Origin of the sequence: Bacillus sp. FSL K6-2839, assembly GCF_038003365.1 — a bacterium.
Lineage (GTDB): Bacteria > Bacillota > Bacilli > Bacillales > Bacillaceae > Bacillus.
The window spans coordinates 924,243-942,890 of sequence record NZ_JBBOOZ010000002.1 but is presented as its reverse complement, the minus strand read 5'-3'; the positions used below and the strand labels follow the sequence as shown (position 1 = coordinate 942,890).

General features: G+C 43.2%; 16 protein-coding genes. 2 read left to right on the top strand and 14 right to left on the bottom strand.

Annotated elements, in window-relative coordinates; all coding sequences use genetic code 11:
* Positions 1 to 323: 323 nt before the first annotated feature.
* From MHH26_RS18970 to MHH26_RS18950, 5 genes are all read right to left on the bottom strand, one after another.
* Positions 324 to 953, bottom strand: a complete 630-nt coding sequence (locus MHH26_RS18970) for a LysE family translocator (protein WP_034664197.1) — start codon at positions 951 to 953, stop codon at positions 324 to 326.
* Positions 954 to 1,065: 112 nt separating this feature from the next.
* On the bottom strand, positions 1,066 to 2,253 hold the full coding sequence (locus tag MHH26_RS18965) for an MFS transporter (RefSeq protein WP_307499001.1): 1,188 nt from the start codon (positions 2,251 to 2,253) through the stop codon (positions 1,066 to 1,068).
* A 54-nt stretch (positions 2,254 to 2,307) separates the two neighbouring features.
* Entirely contained in the window at positions 2,308 to 3,354 is a 1,047-nt protein-coding gene (locus tag MHH26_RS18960) for a Gfo/Idh/MocA family protein (protein ID WP_340974383.1), read from the bottom strand.
* On the bottom strand, positions 3,351 to 4,217 hold the full coding sequence (locus MHH26_RS18955; RefSeq protein WP_307498999.1) for an HAD-IIB family hydrolase: 867 nt from the start codon (positions 4,215 to 4,217) through the stop codon (positions 3,351 to 3,353). The genes MHH26_RS18960 and MHH26_RS18955 overlap by 4 nt, the downstream gene beginning before the upstream one ends.
* Positions 4,192 to 5,517: a DegT/DnrJ/EryC1/StrS family aminotransferase gene (locus MHH26_RS18950; protein WP_340974381.1), complete on the bottom strand. Its 1,326-nt coding sequence runs from the start codon at positions 5,515 to 5,517 to the stop codon at positions 4,192 to 4,194. Before MHH26_RS18950 ends, MHH26_RS18955 begins: the two co-directional genes overlap by 26 nt.
* A gap of 109 nt (positions 5,518 to 5,626) precedes the next feature.
* Here MHH26_RS18950 and MHH26_RS18945 point away from each other — a divergent pair, with 109 nt between their 5' ends.
* Positions 5,627 to 6,616, top strand: coding sequence for a LacI family DNA-binding transcriptional regulator (locus MHH26_RS18945; protein ID WP_060595486.1), 990 nt, complete (start codon positions 5,627 to 5,629; stop codon positions 6,614 to 6,616).
* A gap of 237 nt (positions 6,617 to 6,853) precedes the next feature.
* On the opposite strand, the gene MHH26_RS18940 is transcribed toward MHH26_RS18945, so the two are convergent.
* The 3 genes from MHH26_RS18940 to MHH26_RS18930 all read right to left on the bottom strand — a co-directional run bounded on the left by MHH26_RS18940 (position 6,854) and on the right by MHH26_RS18930 (position 11,110).
* A complete protein-coding gene (locus MHH26_RS18940) occupies positions 6,854 to 8,476 on the bottom strand; it encodes an L-lactate permease (protein ID WP_066031359.1) in 1,623 nt (540 codons plus the stop codon).
* A gap of 39 nt (positions 8,477 to 8,515) precedes the next feature.
* Positions 8,516 to 9,463 (bottom strand): L-lactate dehydrogenase, encoded by a 948-nt coding sequence (locus tag MHH26_RS18935; RefSeq protein WP_060595484.1) that lies wholly within the window; start codon positions 9,461 to 9,463, stop codon positions 8,516 to 8,518.
* Positions 9,464 to 9,679: 216 nt separating this feature from the next.
* Positions 9,680 to 11,110 (bottom strand): YfcC family protein, encoded by a 1,431-nt coding sequence (locus MHH26_RS18930; protein WP_340974379.1) that lies wholly within the window; start codon positions 11,108 to 11,110, stop codon positions 9,680 to 9,682.
* A gap of 154 nt (positions 11,111 to 11,264) precedes the next feature.
* Here MHH26_RS18930 and MHH26_RS18925 point away from each other — a divergent pair, with 154 nt between their 5' ends.
* A complete protein-coding gene (locus tag MHH26_RS18925) occupies positions 11,265 to 12,392 on the top strand; it encodes a M20 peptidase aminoacylase family protein (RefSeq protein ID WP_307498995.1) in 1,128 nt (375 codons plus the stop codon).
* A gap of 48 nt (positions 12,393 to 12,440) precedes the next feature.
* Here MHH26_RS18925 and MHH26_RS18920 read toward each other — a convergent pair whose 3' ends face one another.
* From MHH26_RS18920 to MHH26_RS18895, 6 genes are all read right to left on the bottom strand, one after another.
* Positions 12,441 to 13,163 carry an SDR family NAD(P)-dependent oxidoreductase gene (locus MHH26_RS18920; RefSeq protein WP_275718304.1) on the bottom strand — a complete coding sequence of 241 codons (723 nt, stop codon included), beginning with the start codon at positions 13,161 to 13,163 and terminating at the stop codon, positions 12,441 to 12,443.
* 123 nt (positions 13,164 to 13,286) lie between these two features.
* Complete coding sequence (locus MHH26_RS18915) at positions 13,287 to 14,042, bottom strand: alpha/beta fold hydrolase (protein WP_307498992.1); 756 nt, start codon at positions 14,040 to 14,042, stop codon at positions 13,287 to 13,289.
* A gap of 106 nt (positions 14,043 to 14,148) precedes the next feature.
* Positions 14,149 to 15,030: a glycine betaine ABC transporter substrate-binding protein gene (locus MHH26_RS18910; protein ID WP_034664219.1), complete on the bottom strand. Its 882-nt coding sequence runs from the start codon at positions 15,028 to 15,030 to the stop codon at positions 14,149 to 14,151.
* Entirely contained in the window at positions 15,030 to 15,875 is an 846-nt protein-coding gene (gene opuAB, locus MHH26_RS18905; RefSeq protein ID WP_034664471.1) for a glycine/proline betaine ABC transporter permease subunit OpuAB, read from the bottom strand. The genes MHH26_RS18910 and opuAB overlap by 1 nt, the downstream gene beginning before the upstream one ends.
* 10 nt (positions 15,876 to 15,885) lie before the next feature.
* Positions 15,886 to 17,154, bottom strand: coding sequence for a glycine/proline betaine ABC transporter ATP-binding protein OpuAA (gene opuAA / locus MHH26_RS18900; protein WP_034664221.1), 1,269 nt, complete (start codon positions 17,152 to 17,154; stop codon positions 15,886 to 15,888).
* Positions 17,155 to 17,553: 399 nt separating this feature from the next.
* Positions 17,554 to 18,648, bottom strand: a complete 1,095-nt coding sequence (locus MHH26_RS18895; protein WP_003217200.1) for a toxic anion resistance protein — start codon at positions 18,646 to 18,648, stop codon at positions 17,554 to 17,556.

The window sequence follows — 18,648 nt, the reverse complement described above, 5'->3', positions numbered from 1 at the left end:
CTGGAAGAAAAATACGCATGGCAAAGCTCCTTGAAACCATTTTATATCCCATCATTATTCAAGAATGTGTTATGTCTGTCAATCCTTACAAAAAACAGACTGAATGTATCAGTCTGCTTTAGATTGTTGACAAAGGGCTAAAATGATCTTTATTTTAGCCCTTTGTCTTCTTTTCAGCGTGATAGAAAACCTTTGAAGTCTAGGAAGGGCAGCTACCTTTGCGGAGCGAATTTAACATTCGTGAGCATCGGCGCACAGGACTGACACCGAATGCGAGGGTTTGTCTACACGCTGAAACAGACTGAATGTATCAGTTTGCTTTTCTACCCAATCAACGCCATGATGCCTTGATACCCAAAATAGGCGCCGAAACCAAGTAAAGATAAGCCTGCAAGAACGGATAAGCCATGTAAGACACGTTCACTTAAATAGCGCCTAAACGAACTAGCAAGCAGCGCCATACTGAAATCCCAGATCAGCATGCCGATAAAAATAGCCATGCTGTACATCAGCATTTGAGATGCCCCATACTTTTCAATCGTATTAGCCAAAATACTGCCGTAGATGCCAAGCCAAAATAAAATACTGAGCGGATTGGAAAGAGAAATGAAAAACCCCGTCATGAACGACTGACCAACCGAAGTGTTTCCACCATCCTTTTTCGGGCTCTCCTGCAAATTGATTTTACGCAGACTTTCAATGCCCGTATAGGTCAGAACGAAAAAGCCGAACAGCCACAAAAAGGTTTTCACTAGAGGTGCAGTCAAAAGCTGGGCGACACCAAAATAGATGAGGAGCATATAGACAATATCCGCGGCCATCGCCCCCACACCAAAAATCCACGCGTGCCAAAATCCACTTTTAATCCCTCTGTCGATTTGGGCTGCATTGACTGGCCCAACAGGCGCTGAAAGTGACAACCCTAAAAAGATATAACCAAAAAACACCGCCACATAGACGTCCTCCTTTTGATGCTGACTTGTACATATTATTCAAACGTTCTGTGTTTTAGTACAAGTCCTTTGTCATCTTTTCAGGTGGACTCAAGGAGACATTGGATATTGCTTACCGATCGGCTTTCAGCGCCGATTGCTGCGACAGGACCGTATCCTTTTTCTTAGCACGATTCATTTGAATCGCAGCTGCAAACAGAAGAACAGCTAAGAAAGCGAAAACAAAGACGGCACTTGCTGCTCCTGCCCATTCAAGACTAAAGCCAATCAAGAAGGACAAGCAGGCTCCGCCTAAACTTGCGGCTGCAATAAAGTAACTCGTTGCCTCGTCGATGGCATTTTCAATCATTAATGCAGATGCAGTCAGTGCGATTGGGAACATGCCAGCTGCGCACAGGCCGATGAAAAAGATGAGAAGCAGCTGCGCGGCTATGTGGGTTGTCAGGGCAAAGACCACGAGCAGCAGAATCATGAGTGCTGCGCTTAGCTTTAAAAAACGCAGCGGGTGCAGCTGATCCGCTTTTCTTGCAATCACGGTTCTGCCGATGACGATCGCTGTCCAAAAGGTTGAGACCGCAAAAAGACCCCAATGGTCTCCCCCCTTTTCCAGCATGATCGACGGCAAAAAGTTCGCAAAGTTCGTTTCAATCCCTGCGTAGAAAAAGGCAAAGCAAATCATGATCACCACAATCATTCGATTGCTGCGATCAACAAGTAAGGACGGTTTTCTCATCCCTTTGGAAGGAGCAGCCATCTGCCCACGAGGCAATTTGTTCATAAAGGCAAGCCAGAGCATAAGGAAAAAAGTCAGTGCACCGACCTGAAATAAAAACACATAGTGCCACGTCTGTTCAGTGACAGTGAGCAGAATCACAAGTGGAAATAACAGCGCGCCTAACCCAAAAAAGACCTCCATGATGCTGATTCGCTTCGCACTGTTTGCCATCGAAATCACATACGCTCCGGCTGTGGTCTCAAGACTGCCTGCACCGCTCCCAAGAAAAAAACCTGCCAGCACAAGTGTTGTCCAGCCCGGCACCAAAAGTCCAAGGAGAAGTGACCCGATCATCAGCAAAAGACCCATGGTCAGAACAGCGCCATAGCCTTTTTTCCTCACAAGAATGGGGGATAACAGAACACCTGTCAAAAAACCAATAAACTGAAAAAAGATTAAAGAAGATAATTCCCCGGGACCCTTATCGTAACTTGACAGTAAATAAGGAGTTAAGCTGCCAAAAAACACATGAATGGTCCCAATAAAAAAATAAAAGACACAGCCAAAATAAAATACTTTTTTCATCTTTTCACTTCCTCTAAAAAGGAGCGGAGTCATGACATCCTCCGCTCCACCTCTTTAATATGTCCGGGCAGACTTGACAGCCTCTTCCCTCTCGAAGCATGTATTGAGCGCAGCCTGTGCGCGATACCCATCTACAAAATCAGCCACTTTCATATGAGATGGATATGAATCTGTATTCACCCAGTGCATCAGCTGATCACGGAACGTATCAGACCATCCGTAAAATTCATTTGGCGGATCTGTCAGCAGGGTTTGCGGCATTTGATGACGCTCCACACACAATCCATCACTGATCTCATATTCGTTTTTCATGTTCGTATGGTATTTGAATACCTTGTCATGACCAACGACTTCTACACTAAATCCGCATTCCTCAGGCTGCGTGCTTTTGGATGTGACCAAGTGAAAGAACACTTGATTCTCCATCTGACCGAAAATTTCGGTATGATCATCCACCTGCACCTTTTTCTCTTCTTTTTTCTTTACATGTGTCAGCATCTTGGTATTAAGTGATTCTTTCTTCATGTCACTGCCAAATAAGTACCACAGCATATCAATTAAATGAATACCAAGATCCCCTAATGCACCGCTTGTGCGCAGACTCTCACCGCCGTCTCTCCATGAAAATGTCTTTCTTCTGAGGGCACTGTTTTTCTTAAAATGAGTCCTGACGGTCAAAATGCGGCCTAATTCACCATTGGCAATCAAGTTCTTCAAAATATTCACAAAGGATAAGTAACGATAGTTAAAGCCCATACTGGCTTGAACCTGGAACTGTTTGGCTGTCTCCACCATTTCCTTCGCTTCCTTCAGCGACACAGCCATCGGCTTTTCACATAAAATGGGCTGTCCTGCTCTTAGTGCCTGAAGGGCATGGTCCTTGTGACAAAAATTAGGGGAGGCAATGATCAACCCGTCAGATGCATCTGCTAAAGTTTCGATACTTGAATACACACGTCCTCCGTACTGTTTAATGAATCCTTGTGCAACTGACTCGTGTAAATCATAGACACCAGATAGCTCTGCACCTTTGATTGTTGATAATGCTCTTGCATGTGCTTTTGCAATATTCCCTGCTCCAACAATTCCAATTTTCTTCATGAATGTGCCTCCTCATGTTTATACATCACTGTTTTCAGTGTTTCATAGATTCCTTTTGCATACCCATGATGACAAATTTGATGATGGTGTCGCTTGGCTTCGGCCGTCGCATTTTGGACGAGGAAACCATGCGTGACGGATTGAAGCATCCGCAAATCGTTCCCACTATCTCCAAAGGCAAAGCCTTGATCTTTCGATAAATCATATTGCTTCAACATAAAGCGCACAATTTCATCCTTCCCTGTGCCGACTGGTAAAAAGTCGACATCATAGCAATCAGCTGGGTCTCCTGCGAGCGGATTGCATTTGTTGATGTTGACCGCCACCCCGCGCTCTTTGGCAAGTGTTTGGATGAATGATAGATGATGAAGATCTGTCCGTTCATCCTGCTCCTGATAATAGAAATTCTTCTTATACCCTGAGCTGCCCAGCTGCGTTTGCGGTCTGAGATGAATTCCCTTTTCACGTATGGTTTCGAGGATGTCTTCAATTTTTTCATCTGAAAAGCCCTGCGCATCCAGCCGCTTCATCCACTCCGCATCTGGCTGTCCAAAACGAGCTTCCGATGTATACACAATTTCAGTTCCTAAGTTCGACGCAATGAAATGCGGGAATTGATGAAAACCGCCTGTTTCCATTTTACTTGTGACAGAATCGAGGCTGCTTCCCGTGACCCAGCCAAGCATGAGCAGTCCTGCTTCGCTCTTTTCTGCCACAAAGGCTTCCAGCCGTTTTACATCCTCTCGCTGCTCCTCTGTCATTCCGTGAGAATAATAGGTTTCATCAAAGTCACAGAAGACGATCCACTTCGGATTTTCCGGTTGATTCAGCAGTTTTTTATTGAATGGAAGACTTGATAACATGATGAACCCCCTCGATGACCTTCTCCTGATCTTGCAGCGGCATGCCTGGATACAGCGGCAAGTGAAGTAATTGCTGTGCTGCTTTTTCCGTGTGTGGAAGTGTCGTACGTTTATACTTTTGAGAAACAAGATTTGTTTGATGCTGATGCGATAGAATCGGGTAATAAACATCTGTTTCTATGCCCATTTCCAGCAATTTCGCTGCAAGCTCATCTCGTTCGCCCTTTAGCACTCTGATCGGGAACAGATGCCAGACATGATCATCCGTCAGCTTCGGAAGCTTCAAGTATCCTTCTTCCTCAAGCGTTTGCAGCTGGTCAATGTATCGCTTTGCTAAGTAAAAACGTTTAAAGTTTTGTAATCCTAAATACTTCATGCGTTCGAGTCCGATCGCTGCCTGCAAATTATCAATTTTAGAATTAAATCCATAGTCACTGCGTTTGACATTTTTCTTTCCTACTTCAAAGCCGTGATAGCTGATCTCCATGCATTTTTCCGCTAAGGCTTCATCATTTGTGGCGATAGCCCCTGCCTTACCGCAGACGCCAAGGTTTTTGTATGGATTAAAGCTGAGAACAAGTCCATCTCCATATGCACCAAGGCCGCTGCTGCCGATCGCCTGACAGCCATCTTCAATGATTTTCAACCCATGCTGTTTCGCAATCGCCGAAATGGCCTTCATATCCGCTTGCTTTCCATATAAATGAACCGGAAGAATGCATGCCGTTTGATCTGTGATATGCTTCTCAATTTCACTCGGTGCCAAGCAGTAAGTATCTGGATCAATATCGGCATAGACCGGAACAGCCCCAACCGCAAGCACTGCATTTTCTGTTGCAGCAAAGCTATTCGCTGGCAAAATGACCTCGTCTCCCGGATGGACGCCTGCTGATATGAGGCTGATCATTAGGGCATCTGTTCCACTTGACGTGGCAATGACATATTTCTTCCCTAAGTACTCAGCGAGCTGCTTTTCAAACGCCGGAATATATGGCCCTGAAGTAAAACGGCCAGAACTCAATACTTCTTTCAACACCTGCATGATATCATCGATCTCATCCTCTGAAATCAGTTTATCAACTGGCAGAAACGGTATCTTTTTTTCCTTATTTTGTTTATAATGGAAGAGAATTTTTTCCAAGCCTGTGCGCCCTATATCTTGCTCAAGGAACGTCACCAGCTTTTCATTTGCTAGGTGCTTCTCAACTGAATCAGACTTTACTTGAACACCTTGATTGATCATATCCAGCAAAGGAAGATAATCCTTGCTTTTACCTGATATCTTCGTCAATATTTGCATTCCATTCCCTCCAATTAATCAATTCCATTTGTTAATATTTAACTTGTTTCACATTGTAAATGATGTTATCGATTTCAGAACAATAACTTTGTGTAAAGGATTTGTTAATATGTGTACAATTTATGAAATTGCCAAACGCTGCGGGGTTTCAACCACCACCGTTTCCAGAGTGCTGAATCATCATCCATATGTGTCAGAGGAAAAGCGTCAGCTCATTTTACAGGTGATGAAAGAAATGGAATATACACCGAGTTCAGCGGCTCGCACTCTTCGTTCACATCAGACAAAAACCATTGCTGTGTCTGTCCCGGCTGTGGACCATCCTTTTTTTGCACAATTGATTAAAGGCATATCAAAGGAAGTACTGGATCAAGGTTATAAAGCCATCGTGCTTCAGACGTTTTATCAGGAATCGTTAGAGCTTGAAGGGCTTCAATTATTAAAAAAAAGAGAAGTAGATGGGGTCATATTAGGGGCATTAGAAAATCCGTGGGAAAAGATCGAGCCATTTTTAACGAACGGCCCTATTGTCATGGCGAACGAATATCATCAAACAGCAGACATCCCGATTATTGGATACGATGAGCGGGAAGCCGCCTATAAAGCGGTTGACTACTTGATTCAGTCAGGGCGAAGATCGATTGGGTTTTGCTTTGATACTGAAAGCAGTGAAGCACAAAAACAAAGGAAACAGGGCTATCTTGATGCACTTTCTGCACACGGCTTGCCGCTGCATGACGATTGGCTTTTCGGGGAGGCCTTCACCATTGAAGACGGTTTTCGCTTAATGGATGTCATCCATGACATGAAGAATGCACCTGATGCCATTTTCACGGGTAATGATCAAGTCGCAGCAGGGCTCATTAAACAGGCCATTTCATACGGTTATCAAATCCCTAAGGATCTAGCGGTGATCGGCTATGACAATCAAGACATTTGCGAGGTGACAGCTCCAACAATCACCACAATTGACATCCCGATCGTAGAGCTTGGCCAGCGGTCTGTGCAGCAAATAATCGAGATCCTGCAAGACCAAAAACCATTACAGCGTGAACATATCCATCTGCCTACCCGGCTTGTGACAAGGGAATCGACATAAACAAAAAAGACTGAGAGCTGTCTCAGTCTTTTTTTTTTACAAAGGGCTAAAATGATCTTTGTTTTAGCCTTTGTCTTCCTTCTTTCAGCGTGATAGAAAACCTTTGCAGTCTAGGAAGGACGAGCACCGGAGCGGAGCGAATTTTACATTCGTGAGCACCGGAGCACAGACCTGACAAAGAATGCGAGGGTTTATCTACACGCTGTGACTGAGAGCTGTCTCAGTCTTTTTTTAAACCTATACAAATTGAGCAAGAATGAATGTCCATATACACACAATGCCGAGCAGGATGAAGCTGTACTTCACGGTCTTTTGGAAGAGCTCAGATTCTTTACCTGTTTCTCCAACAGCTGCTGTAGCTATGGCGATGGATTGTGGAGAAATTAATTTTGCCATGACCCCGCCAGTTGTATTTGCCCCGATTAACAAACCTGCCTGTGAGCCGATTTGAGAAGCAGTGACCGCTTGAAGGTTGCCGAATAAGGCGTTGTTACTCACGACAGATCCTGTAATAAACACCCCGATCCAGCCAAGCACCGGGCTGACAAGCGGGAACAAATCGCCTGTTTTGGCAAGTGCAAGCCCAATGGCTGAACTTAGTCCAGCGAAGTTCGCCAAGTTGGCAAAGCCCATGACAAAACAAATGGTGAGAACAGGTACCCAAAGCTCTTTCACTGATGCTTTTAAGCAGGCAGCTCCTTCTGTTAATGTAATATGTCTGCTAAACAAACCTGTCAGCATCACCGCAATCAGAATGGCAGTACCCGTTGCACTGATGACATCAATTTTAAAGATCGCATCAATGGGTGTTTCTGTTTGTGCAATTGGTGGTAATTTCACAATTTGCTGATGCAAAAACGGCATCTTCACTAAAATCGTCGTCCAGTTGAGCGGGCCTCCTGCAGCAAACAATGCTTTAAATGCTGGCAGACTCCATACCGTAATAACGGCGGTTAAAATATAGAACGGAGACCATGCTTTCAGCACTTCAATGCCGCGATACGTTTGTTTCTGTTCAATGGCTGGTGCTCCTTCTTCACGATAAATGTGTTTCGGCTGCCATTTTCGAAGAAATAAAGCCAAAATGCCCATGCTTGCTAAGGCTGAAATAATATTGGCAAGCTCAGGACCCATTGTCACCATTGTGACAGCTTGTAAAATGGCATAGCTTCCACTTACAACAAGCAAGGCAGGGAGCGTTTCTTTAATCCCTTTGAATCCGTCCACAATGAGAATGAGGAGGAACGGAATACAGAATGAAATAAACGGTATCGTATACACAAGGGTTTGAGATAACGCAAGCGGCGTCATATTGCCCATTTGCGCCCCTGTAATGACTGGGATACCCACAGCACCAAATGCGCCAGATGCAGCATTGGCAATTAAGCAGAGCATCGCAGCTTTCAGCGGTTTAAACCCAAGCTCTGTTAAGAGAGCAGCACTGATCGCAATCGGTACACCAAACCCAGCGGCTCCCTCTAAAAATGCGTTAAAACTAAAACCAATTAATAAGAGCTGAAGACGTTGATCTTGAGAGATTCCTGCAATACTAGAACGAATGACATCGAATTTACCAGATTTCACAGCAATTTTATAGAGCCACACCGCCATGATGACGATATATCCAATCGGCCACAGTCCATTAGATATACCGAGCAGCACAGCAGATAATGCCTTTTCAATTGGCATATGAAAGAAGAAAACAGCTGTTACAAAGCTGACGATTAAGGTAAAACAAGCGGCTAAAACACCTTTTAACTTAAATACGGTTAATGCAAGCAGGAAAAACAAAATTGGGAGCATTGCTACCAATGCACTCACGAACTCATTACCAAACGGATTATATATTTGCTGCCACATAGTGATTCATCCTTTTCTGCTCAGATAGGTTGCTTTTGATTAAAAATGAGGAGCCAAAATCTCTTTTAACACATTCACACTGTGTGCGAATTGTTCTTTTTCTGTATCATTAAGGGCAAGCTCCATCACTTCTGTTGCGCCATTTCGATTCACAAGGGCAGGTACACCAATGTAGACATCTTCTGCTCCATACTCTCCATCTAAGTAAGTGCTGACGGTCAAAATACTGTTTTCATTGTGCAGGATCGCTCTTGTAATGCGGGCCAAACTCATCGCTACGCCGTAGTAAGTGGCGCCTTTTTTCTCAATGATTTGGTAAGCGGCATGGCGGACATTTTCCATCATCTCATCTAAATCTTCTTGTTTGTATTGATCATTTCTCTTCATTAATTCTGTAATGGGTACACTTCCGATATTCGCATGACTCCATACAGCAAGCTCTGTATCCCCATGCTCTCCAATGATGTACGCATGCACATTGTGTGCCGCTGCTTCAAAGTACTCACTGAGCATGTATCTAAATCTTGCAGTATCAAGTGTGGTTCCACTGCCAATCACTCGCTCTTTTGGCAGGCCACTGAATTTCCAAGTGGCATATGTCAAAATATCAACAGGGTTCGTGGCGACTAAGAAAATACCATCGAATCCACTTTTCATCACATTGTCTACAATGCCTTTAAATATATTTAAATTTTTCTCAACAAGGTCAAGTCTCGTTTCACCTGGCTTTTGGTTCGCACCAGCACAGATACATACAATGTCTGCATCCTTACAATCTTCATAATCTCCATACCATGTATTCACAGGATGCGGAGCAAATGCTTTCCCGTGGTTTAAATCCATGACGTCACCCATTGCTTTATCTTGATTTAAATCGATGACAACCAATTCATCTGTGATCGCTTGATTTATTAATGTAAAGGCATAACTGCTGCCTACAAAACCTGCTCCAATAAGTGCTACTTTGTTTACTTTTTCGTTTGTCATTTATCTCATCCTCCTGAGTAAAACTAGGTTGTTTTTCATTTGTGAAGTATTTCACATTCCTATTGTGCAACACTTCACAAACTTTTGCAAGGGGGTTGCTCAAAAAAATATGTAGCGAATTTGTGAACACACTTATTGTGCTTTCAAAGCGCTGTCTCCATGCATATTTCCACAAGAAAAAAGCTGCCAAACAATTGTCAGCAGCTTTATACATGTTTAATAAGGTCCCCAGTTGATCATAACGCCGATACAAATAAAGACAAGACCAATGACAAACCAAATGAGCGCAAGCGGCACCATAAAACGCAGCCACTTCACATAAGGAATACCACTTGCAGCAAGCACAGCCATCAACACACCTGACGTCGGATTGATACAGTTGACCACCCCTTCGCCAAGCATAACCGCTTCAACAGCTACCTGTCTTGTGATGCCCATTAAATCAGCCAGCGGCGCTAGAATTGGAATAAAGACAACCGCTTCTCCTGATCCTGATGAAATCAAAAAGTGAAGAAGTGCACTCGCAATATACATCCCAATCGCACCAGCAATTGGACTAAATCCTGTCAGCATACTCGCCAAGCCATTTACCACTGTATCAAGCAGCTTACCGTTTTCTAAAATGACAGAAATGCAGCGTGCCATTCCGACAATGATTGCGCCGTACACAAGGCTTTGACAGCCGACAATAAATGTTTTCGCAATATCATTGGCTGCTAATCCGCCAAGCAATCCAGCAGCAATGGCCATAAAAATGAACACACCTGCCATTTCCTTATCGGTCCAGCCAAGCTGAAGCGCGCCATATAAGAAGCCCCCAAGAGACAATCCGCACACCGCTAAAATCAGCTTATGTCTGCCGGTAAATGCAGGCTTGTCCACAGATTCTGCATCAGATCCGCCAAGCCCCTTCGCAGGAAACCATTGGTCACCAAGAAGACTTCCCTTCTCTTTATTCTTTAGGCGTCTTGTATATAAATAGATGTACACAATACTAGATATAAGAAAACAAAGATAAATAATGACACGCAGGCCAATCCCAGAAAAGATCGGCAGCTCTGCAATCGTTTGAGATAAACCCAGTGGAGATGGAGACAAAATGGTTGCGTTAAATCCAGCATAACAGCCGATGTAAATGACCGCTGCTCCTGCCACAGCGTCCCATTTCAAGGACCTTGCCACAATAATCCCGATTGGAATAAATCCTATAACAGAGTTCACGACAATGCCGGTCGTTCCAAGCACCGAAAATAATCCTCCAACAATACAAATAAACAATAATTGCTTCGTTTGAAACCTGCTGATGACATGGTGAATCATTCCGTTAATGGCACCTGTTTTCTCCAAAATGGCAATGGTTCCGCCAGTAAATAGAATGAGAAAAATAATAGAAGAGGACCCTACCATCCCTTCCTGAATGGCTGTAAAAAAGCCAACGGGACTTACGGGTGATTGATCAATGCGGTGATAGCTGCCAGGAACAGCTGTTGTGATTTCCCCTGATGTCTTTCGGTCAAACTCACCCGCTGGTACAAAATACGTTGCAATGGTACAAATGAGCGCAATGATAAATAAGAGAACATACGCATCCGGCATTTGAAGTTTTCGTTTTTGTTTCTCTGGTGCTGATACTGCCGCTGTTTTCATGTGTCAAAACCCCTTTTGTCCCGATCGGAATTTCACTTAATTTTCTGAATAATCAAATGATGTGTTATATTATAAACACTGATGATATTTAAGATCAATATTATTTCACTAAAAGAATGTTTTGACAGATTTTCTGTCAGCAAGGAGGCTACTCATGACAACTTTGACAAACGAAATGCAACAGACCGTGACAGACATCTTTGAACACCTGCACGCCCACCCAGAAATAAGCTGGGAAGAAACGAATACGACGGCTTATCTTGAAGGCATATTAAAAAAAATGGGCTGCGAGACTCGAACATTTGACGACTGTACAGGAGTAATTGGTGAAATGGGAGAAGGCGCACCAGTGGTCGCTGTGAGAGCCGATATTGATGCACTTTGGCAGGAAGTAGATGGTGAGTTTCAACCCAATCATTCATGTGGTCACGATGCACACATGACAATGGCTCTCGGCACCTTCATGGCATTAAAGGAAAAGGAGCTCCCGAACGGCACCATCCGCTTCATTTTTCAGCCTGCTGAGGAAAAAGGCGGCGGCGCGCTGAAAATGATTGAAAAAGGTGTGTTAGCAGACGTTGATTACTTATACGGAGTGCATGTGCGCCCAATTCAAGAAACATTAAACGGACGCTGTGCACCTGCCATTTTGCATGGATCGAGTAATCATTACATCGGCACAATTATTGGAGAGGAAGCCCACGGTGCACGCCCGCATCTTGGGGTCAACGTCATTGAAGTGGCTTCTACCCTCGTGCAGAGACTCGCGCATATCCATGTCGACCCAAGAGTTGCACATTCTGTAAAAATGACCAACCTACATGCTGGCGGGGGCAGTTCAAACATCATCCCTGGCAAAGCTTCTTTTACATTAGATGTCAGGGCACAAACAAATGATGTGATGGATGAACTAGAAAAAGAAATTGAAAGAGCCGTACATGCTGTAGCGGATGCCTTTGGCGCTTCCATTACACTTTCAACCGATCACCGTCTGCCTGCCGCAACCTTAAATGAGGAAGCTGTCCAGATCATGTCTCATGCAATTGAACAGATTTTAGGCAAAGAGCACCTCGATCCCCCGATCGTCACGACAGGCGGAGAGGATTTTCACTTTTATGCAGCAAAGGTTCCGCATATCAAATCCACGATGCTTGGTTTAGGCTGTGATCTAGAGCCCGGTCTACATCATCCTTATATGACATTCGACCGCTCTGCTATCTTTACCGGCATTGAGATCTTGACGGAAGCTGTCTATCAAACCCTTCAGCAGCATTCATCATAAAATCAAAAACCCACCCGTTTTTTCTTTAAACGGGTGGTCTGCTTTATATTATGCATTCAAATCTGTCATGGCTGGGACGTTGATTTCTTTTACACAGGATACCCTTGATAAATGAATCACACATCTCGCAAGCTCTACAATATCCTGTACAGGGATTCTCGTTTCACCATATAGAGTGATGGCTTTTTCGGCTCCATCTTCATATGGAACCTCTGCCGCCAGCTCTCCTGGATTGATACAGGTGACGGATATTTTATCTTTTCTCACATGCTCTCTCAGTGCATTCACAATTCCGCGCAAGCCAAATTTAGATGCGACAAAAGAAACTTGCGGCAGGTTTGTATGATCGAGTCCCGCCGTTGAGCCAATCACGATGATTTTTCCATTCTCCGATTTCCTTACGTGCGGAAGCAGTGCTTGGATGTAAGTAATCGTAGAGGTGACATTCACATTGATTAAATGAGCGATATCCTCTGGCTGATCGTGATCGAATGAATAATCATCTTCAAAGCCTCGTTTTTCCCATAAACCAATGTTATAGATGAGAACATCAATGGTTTGATTCTCCAATGCTTCGAGCATAAAAGGGATGTGGGTTTGGCTTGATAAATCAATTTTCAGCCAAATTCTATGTACACCGTCATCTATGTTCAAACTGCTCGGTTCACTTCGAGACACAATCCAAACTGTATCTCCACTTGAAGGAAGACCTTTTACAAAAGCATCCCCTAAGCCTTGACTCGCACCGAATATGATATAGTTTTTACTCATAGCTCCTCCTTCTACGGCTCATGAGCTTTCAGTCAGACTGCAGCTCATCTGTAAGCGTTTTATGCCTATATCATATAGGTTCTAAGATCTAACTGCCTCTTTTATGCCTGTCTTCACTTCCGGCTACTTGATTTCCTTTAATTCCACTGGTAACGCACGCTCTTCTATAAAGGATTGAATCATATCAATAAACAGTTCTTTCTTTTCAAACGTAAATGTATGTCCAATATCAGGAACGACGACACCTGCTGCCTTCGGATGTGATGTCGTTATTTTCTTTGCTGACCGTTTCATGATACCTTTTTCCTTTTCTCCCACTGTGACAAGAATCCGTGCCTTCGCTTGTTGAAACGTGTCTGGGAGCTTGTAATGGAGATTTTCTTGAAACATCGTCAGAAGGGTTTTCTTCTGCAAACTCTTCGAATCCGCCGCATAGTCATTCAGTACATCGTTTGGAAGCCCCATCTTTTCAGCTTGGAGCTGGATAAACCAATCTTTCTTTAATAATGGATACGTAAGAGGTAAAAGAGGTCTCACCATCAAGTAAAGCCATGGCAGCGGCATCACAAGAGCGCTGTTGATGACGGCTATGTCTACGATATCAGGCTCATTCGATAACACTTCAACGGCAACCTGTGCACCTAGAGAGAATCCAATGAGTATCACTTTACGGCCGTGCGCATGCTGCTTGAACCACGAGATGACTTCAAGAGCGCTTTCTCGCATGGAAAATGACTGTTCATTTGCTCTTGTCCCGTGACCAATCAGATCAGGCGTATAGCATTCATACGATTCCTTGAATGTTTCCATCTGCTCCTGCCACATCCAGCTGCTGACTCCTCCGCCATGCAGGAAAATCATGATTGGCTTATCCATCATCGACAACTCGTCCACCATCCTTATATAATAAAAAAGCAGCCGCTTTTTGAGCAGACTGCTTTTTCATATGCTCCCTTCTATTATAAGGGAACCTCATCACTATAGGCTATTTTTTCAAATCCTCAATTGAGTTGACGTTCTTCATATATGTCGGAACAACTAGCCCCATGCGAAGACCTTTCATACTTGTGCCTAGATCATCATATTTCCCTTTAAACTTCGCTGCATACGTTTTATGCGTATTTGGCAGCCAAGCAGATAATGAGGCATCTGCACTTCCAGTTGCAATTGCTGTCCACATCGGACCCGCTTCCACCTGAGTCAAGGTCACTTCAAATCCGAGCTCACGCAGTACTTCTGCAGCGACATTGGTACTTGCAATCTCACTATCCCACGCAACGTAGGCAAGATTGACTTTGTCACCATTCGACTTTTTCACGCCTTTTGTCCATTTCGCTACTTGGTCTTTATGTTTTTTCACATATTTAACGGCGGCATCCTTTGGATTGATACCATCTTGGATATCCATCATGACTTCGCCCATGTCATCTTGAGACCATTTAAATTGACTAAGCATTTTGGCTGCTTCCGGCTGATCTTTTGCAAAACCTTTACGTGAAATCGTATGAATCTCTTCCGCTTCACCGTAAGATTTCTTTGGATCCTCTAAATATTTTAAATCATAGCGAGTAAACATCCAGTGTGGATTCCAGCCAGTGATAATAATTGGCTTTTTACGGTCGTAAGATTTCTTGAGCGTTGCGGTCATAGCTGCACTTGATGCAGACACAACCGTCCAATCCTCTAAGCCGTAATCCTTTTTCGCTTGATCCGTTAGCGCCATAATCCCTGAACCCGGATCAATGCCGATAATGGTTTTATTCACCTGCTGTGCTGCACTCGCATTTGAATCTGACTTCACGCCACAAGCGGCTAGTAAAAAGACAAGCAGGGCGGTCATCCCAATGTAGAGAGACTTTTTCCACATTAAGCATTCCCCCTGGTTTTTTTCGTTTTAATGTTTTGTGTAATACGGTCGAGTGTAATCGCCACAATCACAATAGCAATACCTGCTTCAAAACCAATTCCTGTTTTCAGCTGCGTTACCGCACTATATACTTCCGAACCAAGTCCTGGAGCACCTACCATTGCCGCAATGACGACCATTGATAGAGCAAGCATGATACTTTGGTTAATACCAGCTAGGATGGTTTTTGTTGCAAGTGGAAGCTGAACTTTGAATAAACGCTGGAATGTCGTTGAACCAAATGCTTCTGTTGCTTCAATTAAATCAGCTGGTACTTGTTTAATACCGAGAATCGTCATACGAATCGTTGGCGGCATGGAGAAAATAACTGATGCCACAACCCCAGGCACAACGCCAATGTTAAAGAAGAAGATTGCTGGTAATAGATAAACGAATGCAGGCATTGTCTGCATTAAATCTAAAATAGGTGTTACAATCTTACGCACAGTTTCCTTCTGTGATGCCCAAATACCGATCGGAACCCCGATCACGATAGAAATGACCACAGCTGTCAAAACGAGCGCAAGTGTTTGTAGCATTGGATGCCAGTAGCCTAAATAGTCGATCAGCAAAAATCCAATAAGTGTGAAAAGAGCAACTCCTCTTGTACTGATCCACCAGGCAATGCCGGCAAAAATAAGGGTTAAAATAATAGATGGAATCACACCAAGTGCTGCCACAATTCCATTTACTGTGCCTGCTAATCCATTTGTGATGCCATCAAAGAAACCACCAAACGTTAATGTTAACCAGTCAACAAATCGATCAATGTAATCCGCGAACTGAATTCTAGGTAAATCACTCATACTAAACATCTTATTCTACCTCCTGTGCAGAAGGCTCTTGTGTTTTAATTTCCTCAAGTTTGTTAGAAGACATGTTGATATACTCATCATTACCTGATAACGCACCAATTAATGCACCTCTGACCACAATACCCTTCATTCTGTTTTTCTCATCGACAACGGCAATCGGAATGTTTGCTGCATCAGACACTGCGTCAAAGATTTCTGTCAAATACGTAGATTCCAATACTGTCGTGAATTCTTTATCGAGAACTGTTTCAAGCGACGCTCCCATTTCTGCCGCCTTTTTCGCTGCTTGTGCAGAAATAACACCTAATAAATGCTTTTTCTTATCTACTGCATAGATAGACGAAATCCCAAGGTTTTTCATGAGCGTGAGCGCAACACGTGCCCCTTTGTCGATCTGAATTGTTTCTGCACGTTTCATAATATGACCAGCGGTTAATACTTTAGAAAGGTCGACATCTTCAACGAAACGTTCAACATATTCATTCGATGGGTTCATCAGGATTTCTTCTGGTGTTCCGATTTGAACGATATTTCCGTCCTTCATGAGCACAATGCGGTCGCCAATCCGAAGCGCCTCATCTAAATCATGGGTAATGAAAATGATCGTTTTTCCTACAGATGTATGAAGCTCAAGCAATTCATCCTGCATATCTTTACGAATTAATGGATCGAGTGCGCTGAATGCTTCATCCATTAATAAAATGTCAGGGTCATTTGCTAATGCACGTGCCAATCCAACACGCTGCTGCATCCCGCCACTTAATTGGTTTGGGTACTGTTCTTCAAAGCCTTCAAGTCCAACAAGCTTTAAGGATTCAAGCGCTTTTGAGCGGCGCTCTTCTTTGTCTACACCTTGTAATTCAAGACCGTACTCTGTGTTCTCAAGAATCGTACGGTGGGGGAACAATGCGAAGTTTTGGAAGACCATGCTGATCTTTTTCCGTCTGACTTCACGCAATTGATCCTTTGACATATTTGTTATCATATCCCCATCAATAAATATTTCTCCGGAGGTTGGTTCGATTAACCTATTTAGCAGCCGCACAAGTGTGGACTTTCCGCTCCCTGATAGCCCCATGATGACAAATATCTCGCCGTCATACACATCAAAATTTGCTCGATTGACACCAACTGTTGCGCCGGTCTCTTTTAGAATCTCTCTTTTTGTTTTCCCTTTTCCAAGCATTTGAGATGCTTTTTTAGCATTTTTACCGAAAATTTTAGATACATTATTTATCTTGATTTTGATAGTTCTCTCTTCAGAATTCATATTTTCCCTCCAAATTAGCATCTTTATAACCGTAACATAAGCGTTATGATGCGAACAATCTTTAGAATTCGCTTATTTCCGCACAATATGTATGAATTCCATATAGAGGTCTGGTGATTAGAGTTTATACGCCGTATTACTCGTAAATCCTATAGAATGCTTCATAAACTACATATTTTACGGGGTACTTCCTCTCATCAGACAATATTTTACTGGAAATTCCTAATTGTGCTAAAAAATAACTCGAATCCTCACTATAGCGGACTTTTTCAAACATGGGTGAACCATTCCCCTGAACAGGATTTACCCGAAAATGGTCACATAAAAACCTTTTTTCTTCAAATTTTAATAAAATTCATGAGTAACTGCCTGCAACTTTAGTTACAGACAGCTTATTTTTTAGGACTCTAGGGCAGCCCGCTTAATATTATCTTGCAATTCAAGCATACGTTTTGTTCCATCTTCGCGTAATCGTTTGTTTTCTTCTTCGATCTGTTTCGTCTCTTTCATCCCTTGTACAATCGTATTAAAGGAAGATTCGATCGTTTCAATGTCGATACTTGGACGTCCAGACAATTTGGCAATCTCCACACTTTGACTTGAGATGTTTTCAGCATTTCGTTTCAGCATTTCATTTGTTCTTCTGTCCAGCTCACTCATTGAATCAGCCACAAGCTTTTGTCTCTTCGCTGTAACAGCTTGAATGATCCCATTTTTAAAAATTGGAATGGTGATGATGAACGCAGAGTTGATTTTACCGATTAATTTCGTATTCCCACGCTGCAGCAAACGAATTTGCGGTGCCGTTTGAAGAGCCACCATCCGTGCCATATCAAGGTCATATACACGCTCTTCCAATGCTTGAATGCCGTTACGAAGTGTATCAAGCTCCATTTGTGCCAGCTGGTTTCCACTAGCCGCTTTTTCTTCATAAGAAGGAACCAATTGCTTTAATTCTTCGATTTTCATTTGACCTGCAACAACATACTTTTCAAGCTCCATATAGTATTGAATGTTATGCTCATACATTTCTTCAAGCGTCACAGTCGATTTGGTCATTTCGTCTTTATATTTACTGATTTCTACATTAATTTTTTCAATCTCTGCACCGAGCGTTTGATATTTACTGAAAATCTTTTCAATCATGCTGCCGCCGCGTTTAAAGATTTTTGATAACAAACCACCCTTTGGCTCGTCAAAATCATTTTTATCAAAACGATCCATAATTTTTCCAAGCTGCGTCAGCATCGTTCCTGAGTCAGTGACACTTGTTGAACGCATCATCGAAAGAATACGATCAGAGAACTTAGAGATTTCAACGGCCGGCTGCTTTCCGTATTCAAGCAGCTCCAGCTGATTTTTCGCATCGATCTGTCTCGCAATATTTTGCACTTCTGGTTCATTTCGAAGCTGAACGCGGATATCGTCTGCCTTCTCAATGGAGATTTCCTCTTTATCAATTGAAATGATGTCATTTCCGTTTGTATTTGTCAT

What these genes read in the sequence shown, in the direction of transcription:
- MHH26_RS18940 (WP_066031359.1), bottom strand. Translation starts at nt 8,476, where the DNA reads ATGTGGCAGCAAATATATAATCCGTTTGGTAATGAGTTCGTGAGTGCA.
- MHH26_RS18935 (WP_060595484.1), bottom strand. Translation starts at nt 9,463, where the DNA reads ATGACAAACGAAAAAGTAAACAAAGTAGCACTTATTGGAGCAGGTTTT.
- MHH26_RS18945 (WP_060595486.1), top strand. Translation starts at nt 5,627, where the DNA reads ATGTGTACAATTTATGAAATTGCCAAACGCTGCGGGGTTTCAACCACC.
- opuAB (WP_034664471.1), bottom strand. Translation starts at nt 15,875, where the DNA reads ATGAGTGATTTACCTAGAATTCAGTTCGCGGATTACATTGATCGATTT.
- MHH26_RS18965 (WP_307499001.1), bottom strand. Translation starts at nt 2,253, where the DNA reads ATGAAAAAAGTATTTTATTTTGGCTGTGTCTTTTATTTTTTTATTGGG.
- MHH26_RS18915 (WP_307498992.1), bottom strand. Translation starts at nt 14,042, where the DNA reads ATGATGGATAAGCCAATCATGATTTTCCTGCATGGCGGAGGAGTCAGC.
- MHH26_RS18950 (WP_340974381.1), bottom strand. Translation starts at nt 5,517, where the DNA reads ATGCAAATATTGACGAAGATATCAGGTAAAAGCAAGGATTATCTTCCT.
- MHH26_RS18925 (WP_307498995.1), top strand. Translation starts at nt 11,265, where the DNA reads ATGACAACTTTGACAAACGAAATGCAACAGACCGTGACAGACATCTTT.
- MHH26_RS18930 (WP_340974379.1), bottom strand. Translation starts at nt 11,110, where the DNA reads ATGAAAACAGCGGCAGTATCAGCACCAGAGAAACAAAAACGAAAACTT.
- MHH26_RS18895 (WP_003217200.1), bottom strand. Translation starts at nt 18,648, where the DNA reads ATGACAAATACAAACGGAAATGACATCATTTCAATTGATAAAGAGGAA.
- MHH26_RS18920 (WP_275718304.1), bottom strand. Translation starts at nt 13,163, where the DNA reads ATGAGTAAAAACTATATCATATTCGGTGCGAGTCAAGGCTTAGGGGAT.
- MHH26_RS18955 (WP_307498999.1), bottom strand. Translation starts at nt 4,217, where the DNA reads ATGTTATCAAGTCTTCCATTCAATAAAAAACTGCTGAATCAACCGGAA.
- opuAA (WP_034664221.1), bottom strand. Translation starts at nt 17,154, where the DNA reads ATGAATTCTGAAGAGAGAACTATCAAAATCAAGATAAATAATGTATCT.
- MHH26_RS18960 (WP_340974383.1), bottom strand. Translation starts at nt 3,354, where the DNA reads ATGAAGAAAATTGGAATTGTTGGAGCAGGGAATATTGCAAAAGCACAT.
- MHH26_RS18910 (WP_034664219.1), bottom strand. Translation starts at nt 15,030, where the DNA reads ATGTGGAAAAAGTCTCTCTACATTGGGATGACCGCCCTGCTTGTCTTT.